General features: G+C 46.4%; 14 protein-coding genes and 1 riboswitch. Of the genes, 8 read left to right on the top strand and 6 right to left on the bottom strand.

Translation table 11 applies throughout. From position 1 onward, the window contains the following. Window positions 1–85 precede the first annotated feature (85 nt). A complete protein-coding gene (gene mltA, locus VHA02S_RS00855) occupies window positions 86–1192 on the bottom strand; it encodes a murein transglycosylase A (RefSeq protein WP_038898368.1) in 1107 nt (368 codons plus the stop codon). Window positions 1193–1457: 265 nt separating this feature from the next. Then, window positions 1458–1913 (bottom strand): DUF2850 domain-containing protein, encoded by a 456-nt coding sequence (locus VHA02S_RS00850; RefSeq protein WP_005450924.1) that lies wholly within the window; start codon window positions 1911–1913, stop codon window positions 1458–1460. Between the two features lie 164 nt (window positions 1914–2077). On the opposite strand from VHA02S_RS00850, the gene argA reads away from it, so the two are divergent. Both argA and VHA02S_RS00840 read left to right on the top strand, forming a co-directional pair. Beyond that, complete coding sequence (gene argA, locus VHA02S_RS00845) at window positions 2078–3415, top strand: amino-acid N-acetyltransferase (protein ID WP_009698671.1); 1338 nt, start codon at window positions 2078–2080, stop codon at window positions 3413–3415. Window positions 3416–3667: 252 nt separating this feature from the next. Continuing rightward, complete coding sequence (locus VHA02S_RS00840; RefSeq protein ID WP_005450921.1) at window positions 3668–3853, top strand: hypothetical protein; 186 nt, start codon at window positions 3668–3670, stop codon at window positions 3851–3853. Between the two features lie 33 nt (window positions 3854–3886). On the opposite strand, the gene recD is transcribed toward VHA02S_RS00840, so the two are convergent. The 3 genes from recD to recC all read right to left on the bottom strand — a co-directional run bounded on the left by recD (window position 3887) and on the right by recC (window position 13791). Continuing rightward, window positions 3887–6064, bottom strand: a complete 2178-nt coding sequence (gene recD, locus VHA02S_RS00835) for an exodeoxyribonuclease V subunit alpha (protein WP_038898367.1) — start codon at window positions 6062–6064, stop codon at window positions 3887–3889. After that, entirely contained in the window at window positions 6064–9702 is a 3639-nt protein-coding gene (gene recB, locus VHA02S_RS00830) for an exodeoxyribonuclease V subunit beta (RefSeq protein WP_038898365.1), read from the bottom strand. Before recB ends, recD begins: the two co-directional genes overlap by 1 nt. A gap of 612 nt (window positions 9703–10314) precedes the next feature. Next, window positions 10315–13791 carry an exodeoxyribonuclease V subunit gamma gene (gene recC, locus VHA02S_RS00825; RefSeq protein WP_038898389.1) on the bottom strand — a complete coding sequence of 1159 codons (3477 nt, stop codon included), beginning with the start codon at window positions 13789–13791 and terminating at the stop codon, window positions 10315–10317. A 359-nt stretch (window positions 13792–14150) separates the two neighbouring features. On the opposite strand from recC, the gene VHA02S_RS00820 reads away from it, so the two are divergent. Further along, on the top strand, window positions 14151–15974 hold the full coding sequence (locus VHA02S_RS00820; RefSeq protein ID WP_038898364.1) for a DUF3413 domain-containing protein: 1824 nt from the start codon (window positions 14151–14153) through the stop codon (window positions 15972–15974). Window positions 15975–16157: 183 nt separating this feature from the next. Here the strand turns inward: VHA02S_RS00820 and VHA02S_RS00815 are convergent, their stop codons facing one another. Beyond that, window positions 16158–17132, bottom strand: coding sequence for a TDT family transporter (locus tag VHA02S_RS00815; protein WP_005450908.1), 975 nt, complete (start codon window positions 17130–17132; stop codon window positions 16158–16160). A gap of 112 nt (window positions 17133–17244) precedes the next feature. On the opposite strand from VHA02S_RS00815, the gene VHA02S_RS00810 reads away from it, so the two are divergent. From VHA02S_RS00810 to dapD, 5 genes are all read left to right on the top strand, one after another. Beyond that, window positions 17245–18162 (top strand): LysR substrate-binding domain-containing protein, encoded by a 918-nt coding sequence (locus VHA02S_RS00810; RefSeq protein ID WP_009699616.1) that lies wholly within the window; start codon window positions 17245–17247, stop codon window positions 18160–18162. A gap of 159 nt (window positions 18163–18321) precedes the next feature. Beyond that, window positions 18322–18621 (top strand): YebG family protein, encoded by a 300-nt coding sequence (locus tag VHA02S_RS00805; protein WP_005380208.1) that lies wholly within the window; start codon window positions 18322–18324, stop codon window positions 18619–18621. Between the two features lie 155 nt (window positions 18622–18776). After that, window positions 18777–18852, top strand: a riboswitch (Fluoride riboswitch). A 260-nt stretch (window positions 18853–19112) separates the two neighbouring features. After that, complete coding sequence (locus tag VHA02S_RS00800; protein WP_038898388.1) at window positions 19113–19805, top strand: iron-sulfur cluster assembly scaffold protein; 693 nt, start codon at window positions 19113–19115, stop codon at window positions 19803–19805. Between the two features lie 23 nt (window positions 19806–19828). Next, on the top strand, window positions 19829–20812 hold the full coding sequence (locus VHA02S_RS00795) for a GGGtGRT protein (RefSeq protein WP_038898363.1): 984 nt from the start codon (window positions 19829–19831) through the stop codon (window positions 20810–20812). Between the two features lie 323 nt (window positions 20813–21135). Then, the gene (gene dapD, locus VHA02S_RS00790) at window positions 21136–22167 is read left to right on the top strand and encodes a 2,3,4,5-tetrahydropyridine-2,6-dicarboxylate N-succinyltransferase (protein ID WP_005391708.1); all 1032 of its coding nucleotides are present in this window, start codon (window positions 21136–21138) and stop codon (window positions 22165–22167) included. Window positions 22168–22467 lie beyond the last annotated feature (300 nt).

The following is a 22467-nucleotide window of genomic DNA, read 5'->3' as shown; positions in this document are numbered from 1 at the left end:
TCGATAGAAAAACAAAGAGTGCGATTTATACGCACTCTTTGAAGAAATGTCTAGATGATGAGAGGTGATTCCTCTCACTAGGCGCTTATTGTAACTTCTCTGGTGGTAAAGCCCAAGGCGCTTGCGTTGGTGTGTTTTCCAAACCCAACTTCCATACTCGGCCAAAGTGCTTGTAATGACCCGCTTCGGTACCTGCACGTGGTCCCATACCATGGTACAAGTCGAGATGGTTTTGTTTTACCGCTCCGCCAGTGTCCAGCACAATGAGAAGGCGGAGTTGGTGCGCACCACTCCATGTACCGTCTTTATTAAGTAACGGTACTTCTGCCAAAATTGGCGTACCCATAGGAAGAATCGAGCGATCGCCCGCCACCGATGCCATTGGTAATAGAGGGATACCTGCAGAACCCGTTACCGGCGCATCCGCTTGTGGCGCGAAGAAGACATAAGATGGATTTTGCTCAAGCAACTCACGAACCGTTGCTTCATCGTTTGCCATTACCCACTCTTTGATTGCTTTTAATGACATCTTTTCACGTGGTACTTCTCCACGTTCAATCAAAATTCGACCAATGCTCACATAGGCTTTGTTGTTCTTGCCTGCATAAGCAAAATATTCCAACGTGTCATCATCTTCAAAATGAACAAAACCGCTGCCCTGCACTTCCATCATAAATGGGTCGATCATATTTGGCGCGTAACCCAACTCAAGCCCTTGCCCTTCTAGTGCGCCATTGTAGATTTCGGCACGAGTCGGACAATCTGAGCTACACGTCGGCTTGCCATACACTGGGTATTTAAACGTTTCATTTGGCTCATGGCGTAATTCCATCACCGGAGAGAAATATCCAGTAAACAACACGTTACCCTTTTTATCCCCACCACCAAGCTGCGCAGCCTGAATGCCATATGCACTCAAAGCTGTCGTATCGCCACTTTGCAATGCCCACTCGCTCAATTTTTCATACAACGGTTGGTACATTTTTGCCATTGAAGGAGAGTTAATCACCACCTGCTCTGCTTGCTTATTGAATTCAGTAAAGTCTTGCGGTTTGTTTGATTCCACCACATCCGTTTTATTTAGGATGTTTGGAAACTCGCCATCTAAATATTGTTGAGCGCGATCGTTTTGATCGGCGGCACAACCAAATAGCAAAGCTAAAGAGACGATAGGAAGGAGTTTTTTAAGCACGTGTTTTTTCCATAAAAGAAGATAGCAAAAGGATGGCAAACAAATGCACACGACGCAATTGAAAAGCTGCGACAAAGTGTATCAGCGCTAAGGCAAATGCTCTGTTTGCTGTCAATTTATCCATTTAAACTGGGTTGAGAATAATAACAGCAATGGAATCAAACGATTGTCCGGAAAATGTTTGTGAAAAGTCGCAAGAACATAAAGATGTGACAAAACGCGACGCCCTGCCATCATGCAACGAATCGCGCTTTAAAAGAGTGGGTTATCGAACCGCTAAGTTAGAGTGTCCTTCTAAATGAAAAACGGGCAGATAATGGGCATTCGCATCTAATTTCATCTCGGCATAGTGCTGCCCGACAAACTCAAAAGTGCGAACAGTTGAACCCACTTTATAAGACAAGCTATCACCATCAAACTCAAAGTCAGTAGCGACCGTGGAGCCACGAACCATCACCCCTCGTTCACTCAGGATGAACTCTTCGCGGGCATAAGGTGCAACATCTTGCTCCACCCACTTGCCATAAACGGTAGATTTAGGAATCGGCGGATTTACATAGCGCGTAATTAAGTCGCCGTACATCAAAAGAACGGCAATCGTCCCAACAAGCGCAGTTAACATCAGAGAACGTTCTGTCCACTTGCGTAATGTCGATTTGGTTGATGAATTTTGCTCGGTTTGAGCAGTGATCGCAGCATTCTTATTTACAACTGAAGACATGAGGCTCACGTAATTAAACTAGACCGGAGCATTGTACCCTCTTCGCCCAAACAGAACCAAGTATCATACTCTCGATGTTTGGACTCTATTCCAAAAAATTGCCTTGCCAACAATTGAATAAAAAGACAATATTAGAGCATAAATAAACACAAGGAATGGCTGTAGTGAAAATTCGTAGTACTGCTCTGGTTAAAGGATTCCGTCAATCCACGCCCTATGTAAACGCACACCGTGGAAAAACCATGGTGCTGATGTTAGGCGGCGAAGCGGTTGCTGATAAGAACTTTGGTAACATTATCAATGACATTGCATTAATGCACAGCCTTGGCATCAAAGTCGTCATCGTCTATGGCGCTAGACCACAGATCAATCAACTGCTGGAAAAACAAGACCTTACTACGCCATATCATAAGAATATCAGGATCACCGACGAAGCCGCACTTTCGGTAGTTATGCAAGCAGCGGGACAACTTCAGCTAGCCATTACCGCACGCTTATCTATGAGCCTTAACAACACACCAATGGCAGGCACGCAACTTAACGTTGTAAGCGGTAACTTTGTCATCGCTCAACCTCTTGGTGTTGATGATGGCGTCGACTATTGCCATAGCGGTCGCATCCGTCGAATCGATACCGATGCTATTCACCGTACACTCGATCAAGGTTCGATTGTGTTGCTCGGTCCTATTGCCAGCTCAGTAACTGGTGAATGTTTTAATCTGCTTTCTGAGGAAGTGGCGACTCAACTTGCGATCAAGTTGGGAGCAGATAAACTGATTGGGTTCTGTTCAGAACAAGGGGTCATTGATGACAATGGCAATGCGGTGGCGGAATTATTCCCTATCGAAGCCGAACATGTCATTAAAAAGCTCACTGAAAATACATCCCCAGACAGCGATTACCACTCTGGAACTCTGCGTTTTCTTAACGGTTCGATTGCAGCTTGCCGAGCTGGAGTACCTCGAAGCCACCTTATTAGTTACAAGGTGGATGGCGCACTTATCCAAGAATTGTTCTCTTTTGACGGTATCGGTACACAAGTCGTCATGGCAAGTGCAGAGCAAGTGCGCGGAGCCAATATTGATGATATCGGTGGTATCTTAGAATTGATTCGACCTTTGGAAGAACAAGGCGTGTTGGTGAGACGTTCCCGAGAACAATTGGAGCAAGAAATTGGTAAATTTACTATTATCGAAAAAGACGGTCTGATTATCGGATGCGCCGCCTTGTATCCCTATGTCGAAGAACGCAAAGCAGAAATGGCGTGTGTCGCCATCCATCAAGACTATCGCGATGGCAATCGAGGGTTGTTATTGCTGAATTATATGAAGCATCGCTCTAAGTCTGACGACATCAACCAAATCTTCGTACTCACTACGCACAGCTTACATTGGTTCAGAGAACAAGGCTTTTATGAAGTAGGCGTCGATTACTTACCAGGAGCAAAGCAAGGTTTGTATAACTTCCAGCGCAAGTCAAAAATCTTAGCTTTAGATCTGTAGAAACAACGAGCAAGGGCACGAAAACTACATATCTTATTATGCAAAGCATTACATTGACACTGGTCGCAATTTAACCTTTTCAATATACATACTGTTGGTTATACTCTGTTCAATGTTTGATTGAGTTTTAATCAATCAACAGTATGGATCTAGGTGAACGTTCTTCACCCTAAAGTGCTGAGAGCTTTGACAACTCAGCACAATACATCAAGGACAGCTGTTACTCTTAAAATGAATAAGATGAGCACTGTTATGAGAACCATTATTTGCAATTCGCTTCAAAGCTTTTGGGATATGGCAGACAACCAGTTTTTGGAAGGGCTTGATGTCCATTGCGTGTTCCCCGTCAATGATGCCATCAGAGATTTTATCTTGGCTTATCAGCAGCAGTACAAAATTCGCAGCGTGTCATTTACCAATGCGTTTACACAAAATTAAAAAAGACCGAGCATCGTGCTCGGTCTTTTTGTTTTAACTAGATAAACGAGATACTAACCCACTCGATCGGGTAGTTTTCACCTTAATACCACGCTTGAGGACATTCATCTCAGCGTACATCGCAAGGCGTTTCTTCGCGCGAGTAATTCCTGTGTAGATCAGCTCGCGAGTGAGGATTGGACTGAAATCTGGCGGCAAAATCATTAGCGTGTACTCAAACTCACTGCCCTGTGATTTATGAATGGTCATCGCATATGCGGTTTCGTGCTCAGGGACTCGGCTTGGCAGCACCGACTTCACGCTACCATCCGGCAATTCGAAGAACACTTTAAGACGCGATTCACCTTCGCTGTCATCTCGCATACAAATGCCGATGTCACCGTTATACAACCCTAAACCATGATCGTTACGCGTGACCATTACTGGTCTACCGTGATACCAAAGTTCATCTTGGGTTTGAATCAACTTACGTGCTGCTAGTGCTTTTTCAATGCGTTGATTTAAACCCGTCACACCAAAGTCACCTTCACGAACGGCACACAATAATCGGCATTGATTAAAGGTATCCAACACGGCTTTGGCTTTGTGGGTCAGTGTCTCTGGTTCCCCAGTCTTCTGGTCAATCTCTTGCTGTCCGATGCGTTTTAAATAACGACCATATTCGGCAACCAAAGTCTGCATCATCTGATTGTAGTTTTGGCTGCTCAGTGCGAAATGCTCGATATCAGCAAAATCACGATTCCAAACGTCGTCTACTTTTGCGGCTGAGCCAGCATTGACCGCTTTCGCTAGCTGACCGATACCAGAACGAGCATCGAATCGGTAACTCTTTTGCAGCATGCACAAACTATCGGCAATCGAAGCATTACAGTTGGTGCTGTACGCCAAGGTGTCAAAGCCTGTTAACTTCGCGACTGCAGACGCCTGCTCTTTTCCGAAGCCAAATGCGTGGAACGAACAGATATCACCTAGCACCGCACCTGCCTCTACCGATGCCAACTGGTCTTTATCTCCCAGTAGAATCAAACGTGCATGCTTTGGCAGCGCATCGACAACTTTGTACATCATCGGCAAATCAACCATGGAGGCTTCATCCACCACTAAAATATCGAGGTGCAGCGGATTTTGTTTGTTGTGACGAAACTCTGCACTGTTCGGGATCGCGCCCAACAGGCGATGCAAAGTGCTCGATTCGGTTGGAATTTTCGCTTTAAGCTCAGGCTCCACTGGCAACTCTTGAATCGCTTTACCAATAGATTCCGTCAAACGCGCTGCCGCTTTACCTGTTGGCGCCACCAGCTTGATGGTGAGGTTTTTCTCTTGTCCTGCTTGCTCAATCAATGCGGCAAGCAGTTTGGTTACCGTAGTAGTTTTACCCGTACCCGGACCACCGGAAATCACCGCAAAACGACGCGTCAGTGCTACCGCTGCCGCGACCTTCTGCCAGTTGACACAAGCTGATAACGGTACCAGCTTGTCCAGCACTTGCAGATCGTGAACTTGTTTCGCTTGGCAGACTGCCGCATCAATGGCTGACCAATCGAGACTGTCTACAGTGACCACATCCAAATGGTCACAGACTAGCTGCTGGCGTAACACTTGGTTGCTGGTTCCTGCCTCTGCCGCTTTGGCTAATGCATTGAACAAAAAGTGATACTGACGAGCAAATAAATGATGCAGCAACTCAGACAAACGCGTGAACTCTTGAGGCTGAAGGTTTACAGCCGCACTGAGTTGATTGAGCTTGTCTGCCAACGTCACTTCATAGTGCCAATAGCGATGTAAGTAGAGCCGTTCGCCATCAAACATCATTGGCAAGGCTTCACCTTGTGCACCGACCAAGGCTGACGCTTGCAAAATCTCAACCCAATTAACGCCTTGCAGCTGAGTATTAAGCGCTAACGCAGATTCTCCAAACAGACCAAGCTTACTGGCAAGGTCCGCTGGTTGCCCTTGGCTATCAAACAGAGGCAAACAGATGTGTCCTTTCCCTAACTCACTGCTGACCACGCCAGCAATAAATGCCAGTTTTTGGCTGTTCGCTTGTTGCTCAACTTGCGAATAGATAAAGCGCGCGAACTGGAAATCCAATTGGCGAATCGCCCCTTTATTTGCTAGCGATTCTAACGTTGCCAATAGATCTGGCGTTGCCGCTAGATCTCGTGTTGCCACAGGGCTGCTTTGCTCAGAAAGAAGATCATTGGTTTTCATCAAATTAACTCCATCTGACCCGATTCGCTGGATCGTGTATCAGGTGCTTGACCATCAATCAAATGATCCATTTCTTGTAAAAATTCGAAAGTTGGCTTGGCAGAAAAAATACCGTGATCACTTTGCCCATCCATACCACGCAAGAACAGGTAATAAACGCCGCCAAAGTGCTGTTCATAATCATAATTTGGCAATCTGCTACGCAAGAAACGATGCAGCGCCAAGGCGTAGATTTGGTATTGCAGATCGTAGCGATGATCCGCCATCGCCGACTTCAACGCATCGCCATGATAATGGAACACATCATCGCCTAAGTGGTTCGATTTCCAGTCGAGGACGTAGTATTTACCTTGGTGCTCAAACACCAAGTCAATAAAGCCTTTCAACATGCCTTGCACGGTTTGGAAACCCAGATCGCCCGCTTTGGCAGACAGCGGATCATGACGTTGAATCACACGATTCAATGCTGGTGCAGATAGCACTTCAATCGGCAGTAAGAATTCCATCTCAACCAAACGTTGCGCCGGACCTTTCTGATTGAGTAGCAGTGCTTTGCTATCCAAAGGCGTTGCCAGCACGGTATCAATCAACTGTTGCAGGATTGGCAACCATTCTTCATCAAGCTGTTCGCTTTCCATCAAGCCAAGGATGATTTGGGTGTTCTCTTCCGTTGTCGCTGGTTGAGTAAACTCAATTTCCTCAAATAAGCTGTGCAGGAAAGTACCCGGACGTGCACCACGCGGGAAGTTGAAGATAGAGCGTTCTGGCTCAACCAATTCCGCTTCATCTTGCTCTTCTGAAGAGTCGATATCAAAGCCCGTGATTTCAATCGTCGCGTCATGTTCAGCATGATGAGAACCTTGCTTAACCAAGCCCGAGTAACTGGTGATGCGCCAGTTTCTATCAATCGGGTTTTGCAGCTCTTTGGCAGTCAACGCTTCTAACTCGGTTTGCTCCGCAACATACATCTCATCGTGCTGCTTTGGAGGCTCACAAATCACGACGTTATCGAGATTCTCTTGCTGCTTCTTCAGTCCTACAAACAGGTCGTTGATGCCACCCTCTTGACCATTTTGCACCAAGTAACCAATCGCACTGTGATGCACACCGGTTGGCTCTTTGGTTGAGCGACCATTGCGCAGCGGCGAAGCACCAATAAAGCAGGCATACACGGCTCGCGTTAGCGCTACGTATATAAGACGCAAGTCTTCAGCAAGGCGCTCTTTATCTGCTTGTTTTAACGACGCATCATTGCCAGTGATATCGAGTACGGTGCGATCGTTCTCTGCGTCGTAGTATTTGGCTTCACTTGCTTCTCGGTAACCAAACACAAATGGCAAGAAGACCAAGTCATATTCCAGACCTTTAGATTTGTGAATGGTGACGATTTGCACCAAGTTACGCTCTGATTCCAGACGCTGAATTTGGTCATCACTGCCACCTAGCCCATGTTCTGCATCGCTGATGGATTGCGCTAACCAACGCAGCAAACCATGGTCGCTGTCTAATTCGTTGCTCGCTTGCTGCAATAGTTCACCAATGTGCATCAGATCGGTAAGTACTCGCTCACCGTTCTCACTTTGCGAGCTCGCCCCTTCTTCTAGCAAACGCTCAGCAATATGACGCTTACTGATCACTGCTCGCAGCATAGGAAGCACACCACGTTGCACCCAAAGCTTACGGTATTCTTTGAACTCGTTAACCGCGTTTTCCCACACGGTTTCATCGTTGTTGAGGGCGTCTAAGCTGGCTGCATCTAGAGCAAATAATTCTGATGCTAGGCTGGCACGCAATGCTCTGTCATTTTCTGGCGTTAACACCGCTTGCAGCAAACGCTGTAAGTCTTGTGCGACGGAACTGGTAAACACGCTATCGCGGTTAGAAAGATACACGCTGGCAATGCCTTGGTCTGCTAACGCCTGTTTGACCATGCGACCTTCGCTACCCGTTCGTACCAGCACCGCAATGTCGCCCGCTTTGACTGGTTTCTGCTTTTCGCCATTAACCAGACAGGCTTGACCTTGTTGCGCTGCGGTCAAAATGGTTTGAATTTGGCTTGCTGTCGCCTCTGCCATAGCGGTGAGGTATTCACCTTTTGGCAGAGGTTTATCTTCCGCTTCTTGCAGCCAATAAGTCAGTGCAGGCTGTTTTTGACCACCCATGGTCCAAACGCGTTTGTCGGCACTTGGGCTGTAATCCACAGAATGGAATGGAATGTCAGAGTCATAAATAAACGGGCTATCTGGCAGAGCAAAAATCTGGTTCACAGCCAATACCATATCGGCACTTGAGCGCCAGTTGGTACCAAGCGTGTAGTGAGCACTAACTTGGTTACGAGCCTTAATGTAAGTGAAGATATCCGCCCCACGAAAGCCGTAAATCGCCTGCTTCGGGTCACCGATCATAAACAAACCGCACTCAGGATTATCCAAATAAATGCGGCTAAAAATACTGTATTGCAGTGGGTCGGTATCTTGGAATTCATCGATCATCGCAACCGGATAAAGCGTGCGAATGCGCTCTGTCAGTAGTGCGGTTTCATCGGTATCAATCGAGGCAGAAAGCTGAGTCAGCAAGTCATCGAATGACAACCATTGCTTCTGATTTTTTGCTTTTGCCAGCATCACGCGACAATGCTCAATCGCATGAGCTAACAATGGCGCTTTTAAGCTGATTGGGTTGGCAAGGAAGGCTTCTATCGCCTCAAACACCGGGTGCTGTGGCGTAGTGCCTTTCGGGGTTTTCTCAAACAACACATTCTGGGCGAACTTCTCCAGCTTATCTGGATAGTCATAGCCCGTGGTTTCTGTCGAAGCCCATACGTTGACCGCTTCTAACCACGTCGGTAGAGACTTTTTGGTGTAGCTGCGTTTGTTGACGTCGGAATCAGAAATCAGTGCGAGGAAGTCCTCTTGGCTATCACGCCACTGGGCTTTCAAAGCATCAATTTGCTTTAAGTTTTGCTCATGCAAATCGGCAAGGCTACCTTGCATTGCAGGAACAGAGAGACTTAGCGGCGCACCCGTGAGGTAGTTGCTGATGTCATACAAAAGATCCGATGGCGAACCCCAGAGTTGGCGTACTTCTCCAGCCAAAGCGAATGGCAGAGGGTAGAAATTACGACGCCAGTAATCGGCAACCACTTGCGCTTTGAGATGGCTTTCGTCTGTCACAAACTCATTATTGAAACGACTACCAGATTCAAACGCGTTTTGCGTCAGCATGCGTTGGCAGAAACCGTGAATGGTGTAAACCGCGGCTTCATCCATTTGGCGCTCTGCTTGCAATAGGATCTCAGCGGCTTGCTTATGATCCTCGACTTCTTCCAGCAAAGGTTGAATCACAGGATCTGAGCTTTGTCCGCGAGCGAATGCGATCCTCGCGTCGTGAATACGCGCACGAATACGATCACGTAACTCTGCAGTTGCGGCTTCAGTAAAAGTCACTACCAGAATTTGATCCACAGTCAACGGCACGCGATGTTTGGTATCAGTCGTGCCATGCCCTAGTAGGAGTCGCAGATACAAACCCGCGATGGTAAAGGTTTTACCCGTACCCGCAGATGCTTCAATTAGCCTTGCACCATGCAGCGGAAAAGTCATGGTTTGCAGTGGAGTTGGAACTGACATTTGCGCCATAACGCTGAATCTCTCCAAGTATTCAACAAGGACATGTGGATCTTCAAAGGCGTTTCGCATCTAAAGATCAACAAACCCTATAATGTGATCTATCGTTAAAAATTTTATTAATGAGTCTAATAGGTTGGAATATTTAAACCTTTGTGGGATCTCACTCACGGTTATCATTACGGAGTACCGTTAGTATGCGCCTCACGAGATAAGCCAAGCCTTTCAGGCGGCTACACTCAAACGAATCATGGTCCCTCTGACCTTGTGGCCGTACAGCGAACGCCCTACAAAAAATAATGATTTTCTGGCGGCCACCCTACTCTCTTCTTTATCTAAATAATCCAACTTATTCTTATACCCAAGTGACTTCAAGATACAGGATTCAGAGCGTTGTCACTGATTCCCTGTTTATCGAAAATAAGCAAGGAAAACAACGCTGTGTAATAGATTGCTCTTTCCAAGTTGTTTGACGATGAAATTGCTTCAGTGACACGCTCCCGAAGGGCGAGTTGTCTTGGCTCGTATACTTCGTTGACGATTTTTAATTTAGAGCCACTAGATCTTCATCTAGTGGCCTCGCCTACAAGCCAAGTCAATCTCGCTGAACCAAGCATCTTGAGGTTACTTGGGTATACTTTCAGCATCCATCGCCGTCAATCTTGCGCCTTGAAGAACCAATGCGGTCAGCGTGCGAACTTCTGCTGCAAGCTCATCATTCCAAGCAGACCAAATACGCGAAATATACGCATTGTTTCCTTCGCCTGGGCTCATGTACCCATCATTGAATGCGTCCGCCATTTTCTTCAGCGATTTCTCTTCGTCATCAGCCCAGTGGCCACGACTAAAGCCCGCCTCGACACACGCCAGTGCTGTTTTCGGGAAATATGGCAATGGCTTAGTCATGCCTTCAAAAAACAGACGTACTAATTCAGCAAGAAATTGTTTCGCTTGCTCAGCGTCTGCCATTGCAGGGTAAACTAAATGTACCGCGCCTTCCTTACGGTCATAACCGATAACGTGGGTCTTTCTAGGCTGACCAGAGGCAGACATAGCAAGATGATCAATCCATGCAGCAAGATAATCCTGCGCACGAATTTTACCGCTTCGGTAGCGAATCAACCCAGACTGATAACACTGAGTTAGCCAACCGGTTAGACGGATGTTTTTTCCTTCACCAAGCACATCGAAGGTAAGGTCGATTTCTAAATCGTCTTGCGGCGCACCGGATAAAAACGCCAACTTATCCACCAACTCTTCCGCTTGCACGCGGTTGGTTTCAAACTCGATATCACCAAATGCGCCAACCGGTAATTTGCCCTGCGCGCGTTGCTCACTCATGAAGTGCTTGAGTACGTCTGCTTTTGCGGACGGCTGAGTAATGGCGGTTTCGAGCAAGGTTTCTAATAACTCATCGCGCATCTGATAGCTTTCTAAGCCACCTAAAACAAACGGCTCATCGTCTTCCATCACAGGTAACGGCGGCTCGAACATCACTTTCAAACGACGGTTAAAGAAATACTGCACAGGCAAACGCCAGAAGCGTTGTAATTCCACCAAATCCAATTCGATTGGGAAGGTTGCGCCAAGCAAGTAATCATCCAATGCGCGGTTAAACTCGCCACGCGCATGACCATGCGATTGATTGCTTTGGGTCAACGCAGCTGGAATCCACTCTTTGGCATAGCTTGAATGAGAACCTTGGAATGCGCTTGGGCTGAATGGCACCATGGCATGTACGTTCACTAACTCGTTGAGTAGTTTATCTCCGGAGTCATCGACAGGCTGGTCTTGATCGCCATCTAGGCAGTAGTTCTGATGGCAATATTCCATCAACTCCGACACCAGCACAGACGGCACGCGCTCAGTGTTGTCTTGGATAGAACGTCCAACGTAACTGATGTACAAACTTTGTTGCGCAGACAACATGGCTTCTAAGAATAGGTAACGGTCATCGTCTCGGCGTGAACGGTCGCCCGGTTTAGTGCGCCCTGTCATTAGGTCAAAACCTTCTGGTGGCATTGAGCGCGGGTAAACACCATCGTTCATACCCAGCAGACACACGGTTCTAAATGGGATCGAGCGCATCGGCATCAGCGTACAGAAGTTCACTTGTCCAGCAAGGAAGCGCTGGCTGACCCGCGTCCCTGACAGCTTGTTTTGTAGATACTGGCTAACAATAGATGGCGACAAGGCATCATCAAATGCCGCATCGGTTAGCTGTTCTTTCAGTTGGCTCAAGGTATCTCGAATCGACTTAAGTGCCATTTCCCCTTCTAGCTCAACAGAGAAGAAGTCATCCAACATTGCCACCAAAGTTTCACGCCATGCATCAATCGACTGAACATGGGAAAGTTTGCGGCGATATTGGCTAATTTGTTGAATAAAGTGGGCTAACTTACCAGCAAGTTCTGCGCCCATGCCTTGCACTTCATTGTATGGCGAGAGGCTACCCTCTTGCGCTTCAAACAAACCGGCAGATTCTGGCATCGCGTAGCCTAATAACATACGCTGAATACCAAATTGCCATGTATTTTGGCGTGTTTCTGGCAGTTCAAATTCGCTGCCCGTATGGCTATCTAGCCCCCAGCGAATGCCGGATTCTTCTACCCATTGTTTGGCTTGAAGGAAATCATCTTCGCTTAAGTCGAATCGCTTCAAAATCGCCGGCGTTTCTAACAACTCAAGTAATTCAGAAGCCAAACAACGTGTATTCGGTAAATTAACAAGTTGCATGAAAGCCGCCAAAATTGGGCTTTCTTGATCGGCCGTTCGGTCTGAAATCGAGTAAGGAATAAATCGCTCACCCGGCGCATTGCCGAACACCGCCTGAATCGCAGGGCTGTAGGCATTGATGTCTGCCACCATGACAATAATATCGCGCGGTTTCAGTGTCGGATCGGCATCGAACATCGCCAGAAGCTGGTCATGTAGCACTTCCACTTCTCGCATTGGGCTGTGGCAAGAGTGCAAGCTCAGAGATTTATCACCCAAACTCACCACTTGTTTGTGCTGACTGCTGTCGATTTGCTCGTCGTCTTGGTGCTCTTCTAAATTAAGAATGTCAGCTTGAAGTTGATGGAGCAGACTGTCGCGCTCAACATCAACAAAAGCTTCTATCTCATGGGATTCAAGCTGCGACAACAGATACATGTTATCGCGTCCAAGTTTGCCCATCGACGCCAACAAACTGTTACCCACCACATCGGTATGCAGCTCATCCACCACGTTTTCTTCTAGTGAACCTTTTAACTGCTCAGTCTCACCTTGCACTTCAGAATGGTCTTCTTGCCACACCACGTGCTGGCGATGCTTTGCGGCTAAGCGAGCTAGGAATTTACGGTCGCGTACCTCACCCCAGTAATAGCGACAAGGGTTGGTAAACATAAGATGCACATCAATGTGTTCACCAATGGCTTTGAGCGCATCCATGTAACGTGGCGGCAGTGAAGAGATACCAAACACAAACAGACGCTTCGGCAGATGATCAAAGTTACCGTTGAAGTTTTCGAGCGTATCAATGAAGTGTTCGTACAAATTGGCACGATGATAAGGCGATTGCCCAAGGGTAACCGTGTGGTCGTACAATGCCTGCCACAAAATCGGCTGCCATGGGTGTTCGTCTTCAAGTTCAGGTACCGTTTGTCCTGCTTCCCAGCTTGCAATCCATTCTGGGCGATACACCAAATAACCATCGAAAATATCGGCAATTTTCTCTGCCAATTGATACAGTTTGGAGTTGTCACTGTCGTCTTGAAGATAACGTGCCAAAGGTTCGAATGACGCTTCGTTCAACAAACCCGGAAGCAAGTGCATCAGCTTCCACGTCATGGCTTCTTTGTTGAAGGCACTGCGCTTTGGCACATCAGCCAATACTTGGGTAAACATTTCCCAGATAAAGGTCGCTGGCAGCGGAAACTCTAGGTTTGCCGCAACACCAAACTCTTTCGCCAATTCCATTTTTAACCACTGAGACATACCCGGGCTCTGCACCAGAATTTGCTCTTTTTCGAATGGGTTTTCTAATGGGTTGATGCGAATCAGTTCAACAAGAAGTGATTTGAGAACATCGACCTGATTGGAGTGATAGACAGTAAACAAAGTAAGTGCACCGAATGCCAATGGAAACTGCTAGCAAGCTTAGCACAGCCGCATTTATTCCTAGAGCGATCTCGATAGCTTAAATAACAAAAGGTTAGAGAACACTCAAACTGTGCTCAAATAACCAACAACCGACATTTGTAAGCAACGTCTTACACGCAAATACAAAGCGTGACATCAGTCACAAGTATTTCATGATAAAAAACACTGTTTTATAATCATCACAAATTTTTATAACAATACCCATCATATTGAATATTGGTTTGAAACCAACAATTGGAGGCGAAATTGCTCCTCTCTTCGGTGGATATCCACTCTAAGTTCAATTAAATGGGCGAGAAATACTGGAATATCAAAGTATGTTACGCAAACTTTCTTCTAATAGTGCTTGGCTGATGGCTTTTTTTGCCTGCTTTGCTCTTTATCTGTCGATCGCTTGTTACCCATTTTTGCTGTCAAATAGCCAAGCAGAACCGCTCACATTTCTGCAAAAGTACTACTTAATCGCGACACAACTAGGCTGGCTGGGATTGATTGCTATGCCAATGATGTTAGGTTGTTTATTGCTGTCCTTTCTGCCGACACGCATGTTCAAAGTCGTTGTGATCGCCATTGCAATCGCAATCTTGATCATGCTGAAAGTCGATATCCTCGTTTTCCAGCAATACAAACTGCACATCAATGGTCTATTGATCCGTATGTTCTTTGAAGGAGGTCGTGACGTATTTGAAATCTCTTGGATGAGCTGGTTGATCTTTGTTAGCGAAATTGCACTGCTTATCATTGGTCTCGCATGTACCGTTTGGCTTAGTCACAAACTTGTTCAGAGCCGGGGGAAGTTTATCCTGCTCAGCATTTGGTTTGCTTTGCTGCTAAGTAGCCAGATGATCCACGCTTATAAAAATGCGCTCTACGATGATGAAGTCAGCCAATTTTCAAATAACTGGCCACTGTATTATCCACTCACTGCACGCCAATTTATCTACCGTCACGGTTTAGTTGACCAAAGCATCGCATCTCAAAACCGAGTAGAACTCAAGAATATTGAAAGCAGTTCACTCAATTACCCATTGGCGCCTATTAAAGTCGAACGTAAAGATAAACAACCTAATGTCCTTTTCATACTGGTTGATGCGTGGCGCTACAGCGATGCAACACCTGACATCATGCCAAATGTCAGCAAGTTCACCGAAAAAACGGTCAACTTCTCTCAACACATGAGCGGTGGTAACTCTACTCAAGCGGGCATTTTCAGCCTGTTCTACAGCTTACCAGCAACGTATTGGAACAGCTTTTATGCGAGTCAGAAATCGCCTGTATTCATGGATACATTGCAAAACCAAGGCTATCGAATGGGCATTTTTGGCTCCGCACCATTAACCAGCCCACCTTTGTCTCGCACTGTCTTTAAGAAGGTGAAAGATCTTACGTTAAAGCAGACTGGCGAAACACAAATCGAACGAGATCAACAGATCACCGATGAGTTTATTCAGTTTCAAAAGCAGGATAGCGACAAACCATACTTTAGCTTCTTGTTTTATGACTCTGCCCACGGCACCAGTTTCCCAGAACCTGAATTTGCCAAATTCAAACCTTACTGGGAGCGCGTCGATCATATTCTGCTCGATAACGATTTTGACGCCTCGCTTTACCACAACCGCTATAAGAACTCGTTATATTTCATTGATAGTTTGATCGAAAAAGTTCTGAAAAACGTTGATCTGGAGAACACCATTATCGTGATTACCTCCGATCATGGGGAGGAATTTAACGATCATAAAATGAACTACTGGGGTCATACGGGTAACTACAGTGATACTCAAGTACACGTGCCGCTGTACGTTTATCTGCCAGATCATCAGCCGGAACAAATTAATTACCGCACAACGCACTTTGATATCGTGCCAACCCTAATGAACGAGCTATTCGACGTTAAAGGGGAAACCCAATCTTACAGTGTAGGACGAGACTTGTTTGACAATTGCGTTCCGCGAGATTGGTTCATCGCTGGAAGCTATTACAACTATGCGCTGGTAGGTAAAGAAACTATGTTAGTGGTAAACCCTGGTGGGCACTCTCAGCAACTCAATAACCAATTGAAAGTTGATAACGAACACCAAGTACCAGTGAACGCCATCCAACAATCGTTGGATGAAATGTCGCGCTTTTACAACAAGGGATAACCAGTCCCTAGTTTGATGAATTAGTATTGTGTCGAACTTTCCTGCCACCCTATTCGGGTGGCTTTTTTATCTACTCGTCAACATAGAATCTATTCGTCGACGTATAACCTAGTCTACCAATATAAAAAAAGCCTCTTGGCGAGAGAGACCAAAAGACTTTGCTTTACGAGTAAAACTTCAGCTTTATGCGTGATGTGTGGTCATCAAGCGTGGTTGAATGAGCAAGTTATTGATGTATTGCAAACCTACGTAAGTCACCACAATCGTTGCCACAATTAATTCGATGCCTGCTAGACCACGAACTTGTTGTACATAGTGCGCTGCTAGACCATTTGCTTCCATCCAATTTGCTGTTTTGAACAGAGCTGTCGCACCAATCACCATTGGGAAGGTAAACGCTGCATAGCCAGGGCTAAATGGCAGTCTTAGCAGTTTAAAGAAAGCTAAGTAGATGATGGCTGTCATCAATACCGCGATACCAAACAATAGAGCAATAATAACTGGTGAAGGCGTTGCTGTTACAGTTAGGTAACCGGCCAACGATAGGCTTGCTGGTGCCGCCATGATTGCCATTGTTGGTTTTGCTGCATCTGGAATTTCATGAGTGAACATGAAACGGTAGATCATCATTGGCAGCATCACAGCGTAAGCCACCATACCGAAGATCAATGCACCATGTGCAATTGGTGCAAGCACTGGGTTACCAGAGAAAGACACGTCTGCAACGATAATACCCACTGGCGGTACGAACCAGCTTGGCACCATGTGGTGTAGTTCGAAGTCTTTCGCGCGGTGGTACAAAAAGCTCACAAGGAACACGATATGTAAAGCTACCGCCACTAACCAAAGCACGTCACCTGCAACAGAGAAGAAATGCCCTAGTGAGTTTGAAACCACCATAGTTCCCATTGCGAAAGTTGGAACGACACTACCCACCACAGGGTGCGCAAGATCTTGTCTTAACAAGTGATTGTGAAAAAGAAATTTAACCGCCAAGATTGCTAGCAATACACTTGCAATACCTGCGCTAATCCACTGTCCATAGCCATGTAATTCGGCGAAGTTTTCCCAACTCCAACCCAAGCTCGCAATACCAAGAGCCAGACCCGCCATTGGGGTTGGTGCTCCCATTACTTTTGCTTTTGTTCTTTGAATCATTACGACCTCAAAATCTAGGCTAACTTTCTATGGGGTGTATATTACTCTTGCACTTCGTTCCAATATATCTAATTATTTAAAACTAACGTTCAGATTTACTTAACGGAATATCATGCCTAGTCATATCTCTCTTAAACAACTGAAAGTTTTTACTACGATCACTCAGCACAAAACGCTGACAGCGGCTTCAGAAAGCCTGTTTCTTTCGAAAGCAGCGGTAAGTATGGCGCTGTCTGAGTTAGAGAAACAAATCGGACATCACCTATTTGACCGGGTGAACAACCGCTTAATTCTCAACCAAGAAGGACAAAAACTTTTGCCCCTCGCGGATGAACTCCTCAACCGAGCTCGGGATATTGAGAGTGTGTTCGATGGCGACCAAACCTTATCGGGGCTGCTACGCATCGGTGCCAGTGACACCATCGGCAACCAAGTTGCGCCTTACCTGTTAAGTGATTTTCGTAATGAAACGAATCACCAATCACAGAGTTTGTTCATCTCCAACTCTGCCCAGATTTGTGACATGTTGATCGCTTACGAACTCGACATCGCGCTCATTGAGGGCAAGACCATACACCCAGAGCTAGAATCAACGCAATTCAGCGAAGATGAAATGTGTGTGATTTGTCCACCTGATTACCCTAACTATGACGAAGGACCTATCAGCCTAAATGAACTCGAAGACACCGAGTGGATTCTGCGTGAAGCTGGTTCTGGTTCTCGAGAGTTTTTTATGCGCGTTATCGCTCCGCGTTTAGAGCATTGGCATGAGGCTTTTCAGCTCAACACCACTGAAGCGCTGATCAATTCGGTATCTGCTGGGCTTGGTTTAGGTTGTTTGTCGCGCTTATCCGCAGAACCTGCAATTCGCGATGGTCGAGTGAAGATGCTCAACATGCCTTTGGATATGAAGCGCCGTTTCTGGCTTTTGATCCACAAAGAGAAGTATCAAAACCCACTTCTGCGCACGTTTATTGAATTTTGCCAAAATTGGGAACGCCCAGAGAACCCGCACCTTAAAGATGACTAGTTCGAGGTGGATAGTTCAAGGTAGAGAATCCAAGGTAGATAGCTCAAATGCTGGTCAGTTAGTTGTACCCGGCTCTCATTCTGAGGCTTGTCGCTAGACTTAATTGGTCAAAAACTGTATAAAAAGCCAGTATAAATTCATCAAGTTAGAGGACCAACCATGGCTGTAATCGTCAAGTACGTGGTAGAACGCAATGGAGAAGAGAAAATGACTTTTACCTCTAAAGCGGAAGCTGACGCATACGACAAAATGCTGGATATGGCGGACGAGTTATTCTCACTGCTAGGTAAAAGTGAACTTCTAGAAGACGAAGGTAAGCAAGAAGATCTTGCAATGTTCCTTGCGCAAAACAAAGAAGAAGTACTTTACGCTTTGGGTGCAAAACGTAAGCCTGCGCCAAAAAAAGCAAAGAAGCTTGAAGCTGTTGAAGAAGATAGCGAACAAGAAGACGCTGCGTAAGCCTCTCATTTGTTTAACAAAACGTCGCACCATGCGGCGTTTTTTTATGCCTTCCGTTTGTCGCCATATATCTCTGAGAATATAAAGAACCGATTTAATATCCCAAATTGCTCTAAATTTCATGTTGCAGATTAGTGTGACTTAGATCTAATCTAAATGGGCACGGTGATGGGGTACCACCGGAATCGAAAGATTCAAACCGCTTTTAAAGCTGATGACTCCTACAGAAACGAGAACAGGTAAGCCCTGTTGGAAGTACTTTTGCCTCTAGTGTAAAAGTAAGAGTTCTGTAGTGAGCAATTCAACTCTTCTCCAACCCCGCTCCTGTTTTCTCAAAAATTAAAAAGATATCCAAAATAGTTGTTAACTCAACAAGGCGACAAACGCGTAAGCCTCCTGAACATAGTTTTTCTATTTGATGGAGCGAATAAGAGCAGTCAACGCCGTTGAGTCTGACCAATATGCTGGATATCGTACACTGGGAAAACATTATGCAATACTCACACGAAATCCAATCAATGTGCCCGATTCAACGCGGCGATCTTCATGCTTCTGCACCGATCCCTGTTGAAGGCGCAATGATCAATCCAAAAGACGTTATCGCGATTTCCGGTCTTAGCCACGGCGTTGGTGCTTGTTCTCCTCAACAAGGTGCAGCAAAACTGACCCTTAACGTCAAAAACGGCATCATCGAAGAAGCTTTGATCGAAACGATCGGCTGTTCAGGCATGACTCAATCTGCAGCGATGGCCGCAGAAATCCTAACCGGTAAAACCATTCTTGAAGCACTCAACACTGACTTAGTGTGTGATGCTATCAACGTCGCGATGCGCGAAATCTTCCTTCAATTTGTTTACGGTCGTACTCAATCTGCTTTCTCTGAAGGCGGCTTGGAAATTGGCGCGGCACTGGAAGATCTTGGTCAAACTCAACGCAGTCAAGTGGGTACCAGCTACTCAACCAAAGCAAAAGGCGTGCGTTACATGGAGTTGGCTGAAGGGTACGTAACAAAACTCGCGCTAGACGAAAACAAAGAAGTGATTGGTTACCAATATCTCAACCTAGGCAAGATGATGAAAGCCATCAACGAAGGCGTATCTGCTGCAGAAGCCGCAGACAAAGCAACGGGGACTTACGGTCGTTTTGACGAAGCCGTAACGACTATTAACCCACGCCAACAATAATTGCCACCAAGAGGAAAGAGATTATGAACACTCCAATTACTGAATCTGTACGTCGCACATTAGACGAAATGCAACTTTCTTCTCTGGAAGCGGCTTACCAATACTGTATGGATCGTGGTATCGACCCTAAAGCACTAGTGATGGACACTCAACCTATCGCGTTTGAAAGCGCGGCAGATGCCTACACACTGGGCACCGCTTTGGCGATTTTCCGCGGAGCAAAAACAGCAGAAGAAGCGGCAAACATCATCGGTGAAGGTCTTCAGGCGTGCACTAAACCCGGCAGCGTGGCAGAGCAACGCCAAGTGGGTATCGGTCACGGTGCATTGGCGGCTCGTCTATTGAATGAAGACAGTGGCTGTTTCGCTTTCCTTGCCGGTCACGAGTCATTCGCAGCGGCAGAAGGCGCAATCAAAATCGCATTGAACGTGAACAAATCACGCAAAAATCCGTTGAAAGTGATCCTGAATGGTTTAGGTAAAGACGCCGCTTACCTAATCTCACGCATCAATGGTTTCACTTACGTACGCACTCAATACAACTACCAAACTGGTGAGTTAGTGGAAGTAGAACGTCGCCGTTTCTCCCAAGGTCCACGTGGTGAGATCCTTTGCTACGGTGCAGACGATGTACGTGAAGGCGTGGCTATCATGCATAAAGAACAAGTGGATGTGAGCATCACTGGTAACTCAACCAACCCGACTCGCTTCCAACACCCAGTAGCAGGCATCTACAAAGCAGAACGTAACCGTGAAGGCATGCCTTACTTCTCTGTGGCATCAGGCGGTGGTACTGGTCGTACTCTACACCCAGATAACGTGGCGGCAGGTCCTGCCTCTTACGGTATGACCGATACCATGGGTCGCATGCACGCCGATGCACAATTCGCAGGTAGCTCTTCAGTACCTGCACACGTAGCGATGATGGGCTTCATCGGTATGGGCAACAATCCAATGGTAGGTGCAACTGTTGCACTTGCCGTAGCCGTCGGTGAACTTAGCCTTTAAGCCGATTTAATCGCTTTCTATCCAAAGCGATTAAATCCAACAAACCCAGTGTAGGGGGAGTGACTTCGGTCCTCCCCTTATTTTTTGCTGCGCCCCTTTTCCAACTTCACTTTGTCTTTACCCCAAATCGGTCTGAGAAGGCTTTTGCGACACATTTCTCATCAGACAAACATATCTCTAAAAAGACAAAAGGTATCCATCTACAGACTTTCTCCATTTCCCCTCTTTAAACTCCCCAACACTCTCTTTATGATGACTGACAACTTAATTATTTCTTGTCAGTGAACAGACGAGACACAAGACTCAACACATGGAGATCAACTATGGCTTTCTTCTCTCTAGCCTTTGGTACGGCAACTAAAAATCGCGACGGCAAAATCATCGAAGCGTTTTTCCCAAACCCAGTTCTTAACCCAAGCGAAGCGCTTGTTAACGCACTAGCAGCAGTAGCAGGTTACGAGCAAGGCAACCAAGCTATCGAGATCTCTGCAGCACAAAGCGCAGAACTGGCAGCAGCATTTGAAGCAAACGGCGATGCGGCAAACGCTTCTTTCGCAGCAAAAGCAGCAGAATCAGCACAACCACTTGTACTGGTTATCCTTGCAACTGACGAGCAGCCACAAAGCGTTGCTGAAGGTTTCCTAAAACTTCAACTTATCTCTAACCGCCTAGTTCAACCACACGGTACGGTACTAGACGGTATCTTCGGTCTACTACACAACATCGCATGGACTAATGAAGGTCCAATCGACCTACCTGAACTGGCAGAGCGTCAAATCGAAGCTCGCCTAGCGGGTCGTGCACTAAGCGTAGATTGCGTAGACAAGTTCCCTAAAATGGTGGACTACGTGGTACCAACTGGTGTTCGTATCGCTGACACTTCTCGCGTACGTCTTGGCGCACACGTTGGCGAAGGCACAACGGTAATGCACGAAGGCTTCATCAACTTCAACGCGGGTACAACTGGCGTGAGCATGGTTGAAGGTCGTATCTCTGCTGGCGTAGTGGTTGGTAACGGTTCTGACATCGGCGGTGGCGCATCTATCATGGGTACGCTATCTGGCGGCGGTAAAGTTGTAGTTTCTATCGGTGAAAACTCTCTACTAGGCGCAAACGCAGGTCTTGGTTTCCCAATGGGTGACCGTTGTACTATCGAATCAGGTCTATACGTAACCGCTGGCTCTAAAGTGCGCATGCTAGATTCTGCAGGTCAAGAAGTAGAAGTAGTAAAAGCACGCGATCTTGCTGGTGTTTCTGACCTACTATTCCGTCGTAACTCTGTAACAGGTCAAATCGAGTGTCTTGCAAACAAGAGCGCGGTTGAACTGAACAGCGAACTGCATAAAAACAACTAATAAGAATACCCAAATAACCTCGAGATGCTTGATTCAGCGAGGCTGACTTGGCTTGCAGGCGCAGCAACGAGTTGAAGATCTAGTCAATCTAAATCAAAGCTCGTTAACAAAGCACGAAAGCCAAGACAACTCGCCCTTTGGGAGCGTGTCACTATTACGATTCCCACGTCAAATAACTTGAAAATAGCGAGCTATTTCACTTCGTCATTTTATCAGTGACGACACTCTGAACTGAGCATCTTGAAGTCATTTAGGTATTGCAGTAATTAGCCCTACGAAAAATCCCCCAGCAGGAAACTG

Origin of the sequence: Vibrio harveyi NBRC 15634 = ATCC 14126 = KCTC 12724, from assembly GCF_001591145.1 — a bacterium.
Classification (GTDB): Bacteria; Pseudomonadota; Gammaproteobacteria; order Enterobacterales; family Vibrionaceae; genus Vibrio; species Vibrio harveyi.
This window is presented reverse-complemented; position numbering and strand designations above follow the sequence as displayed.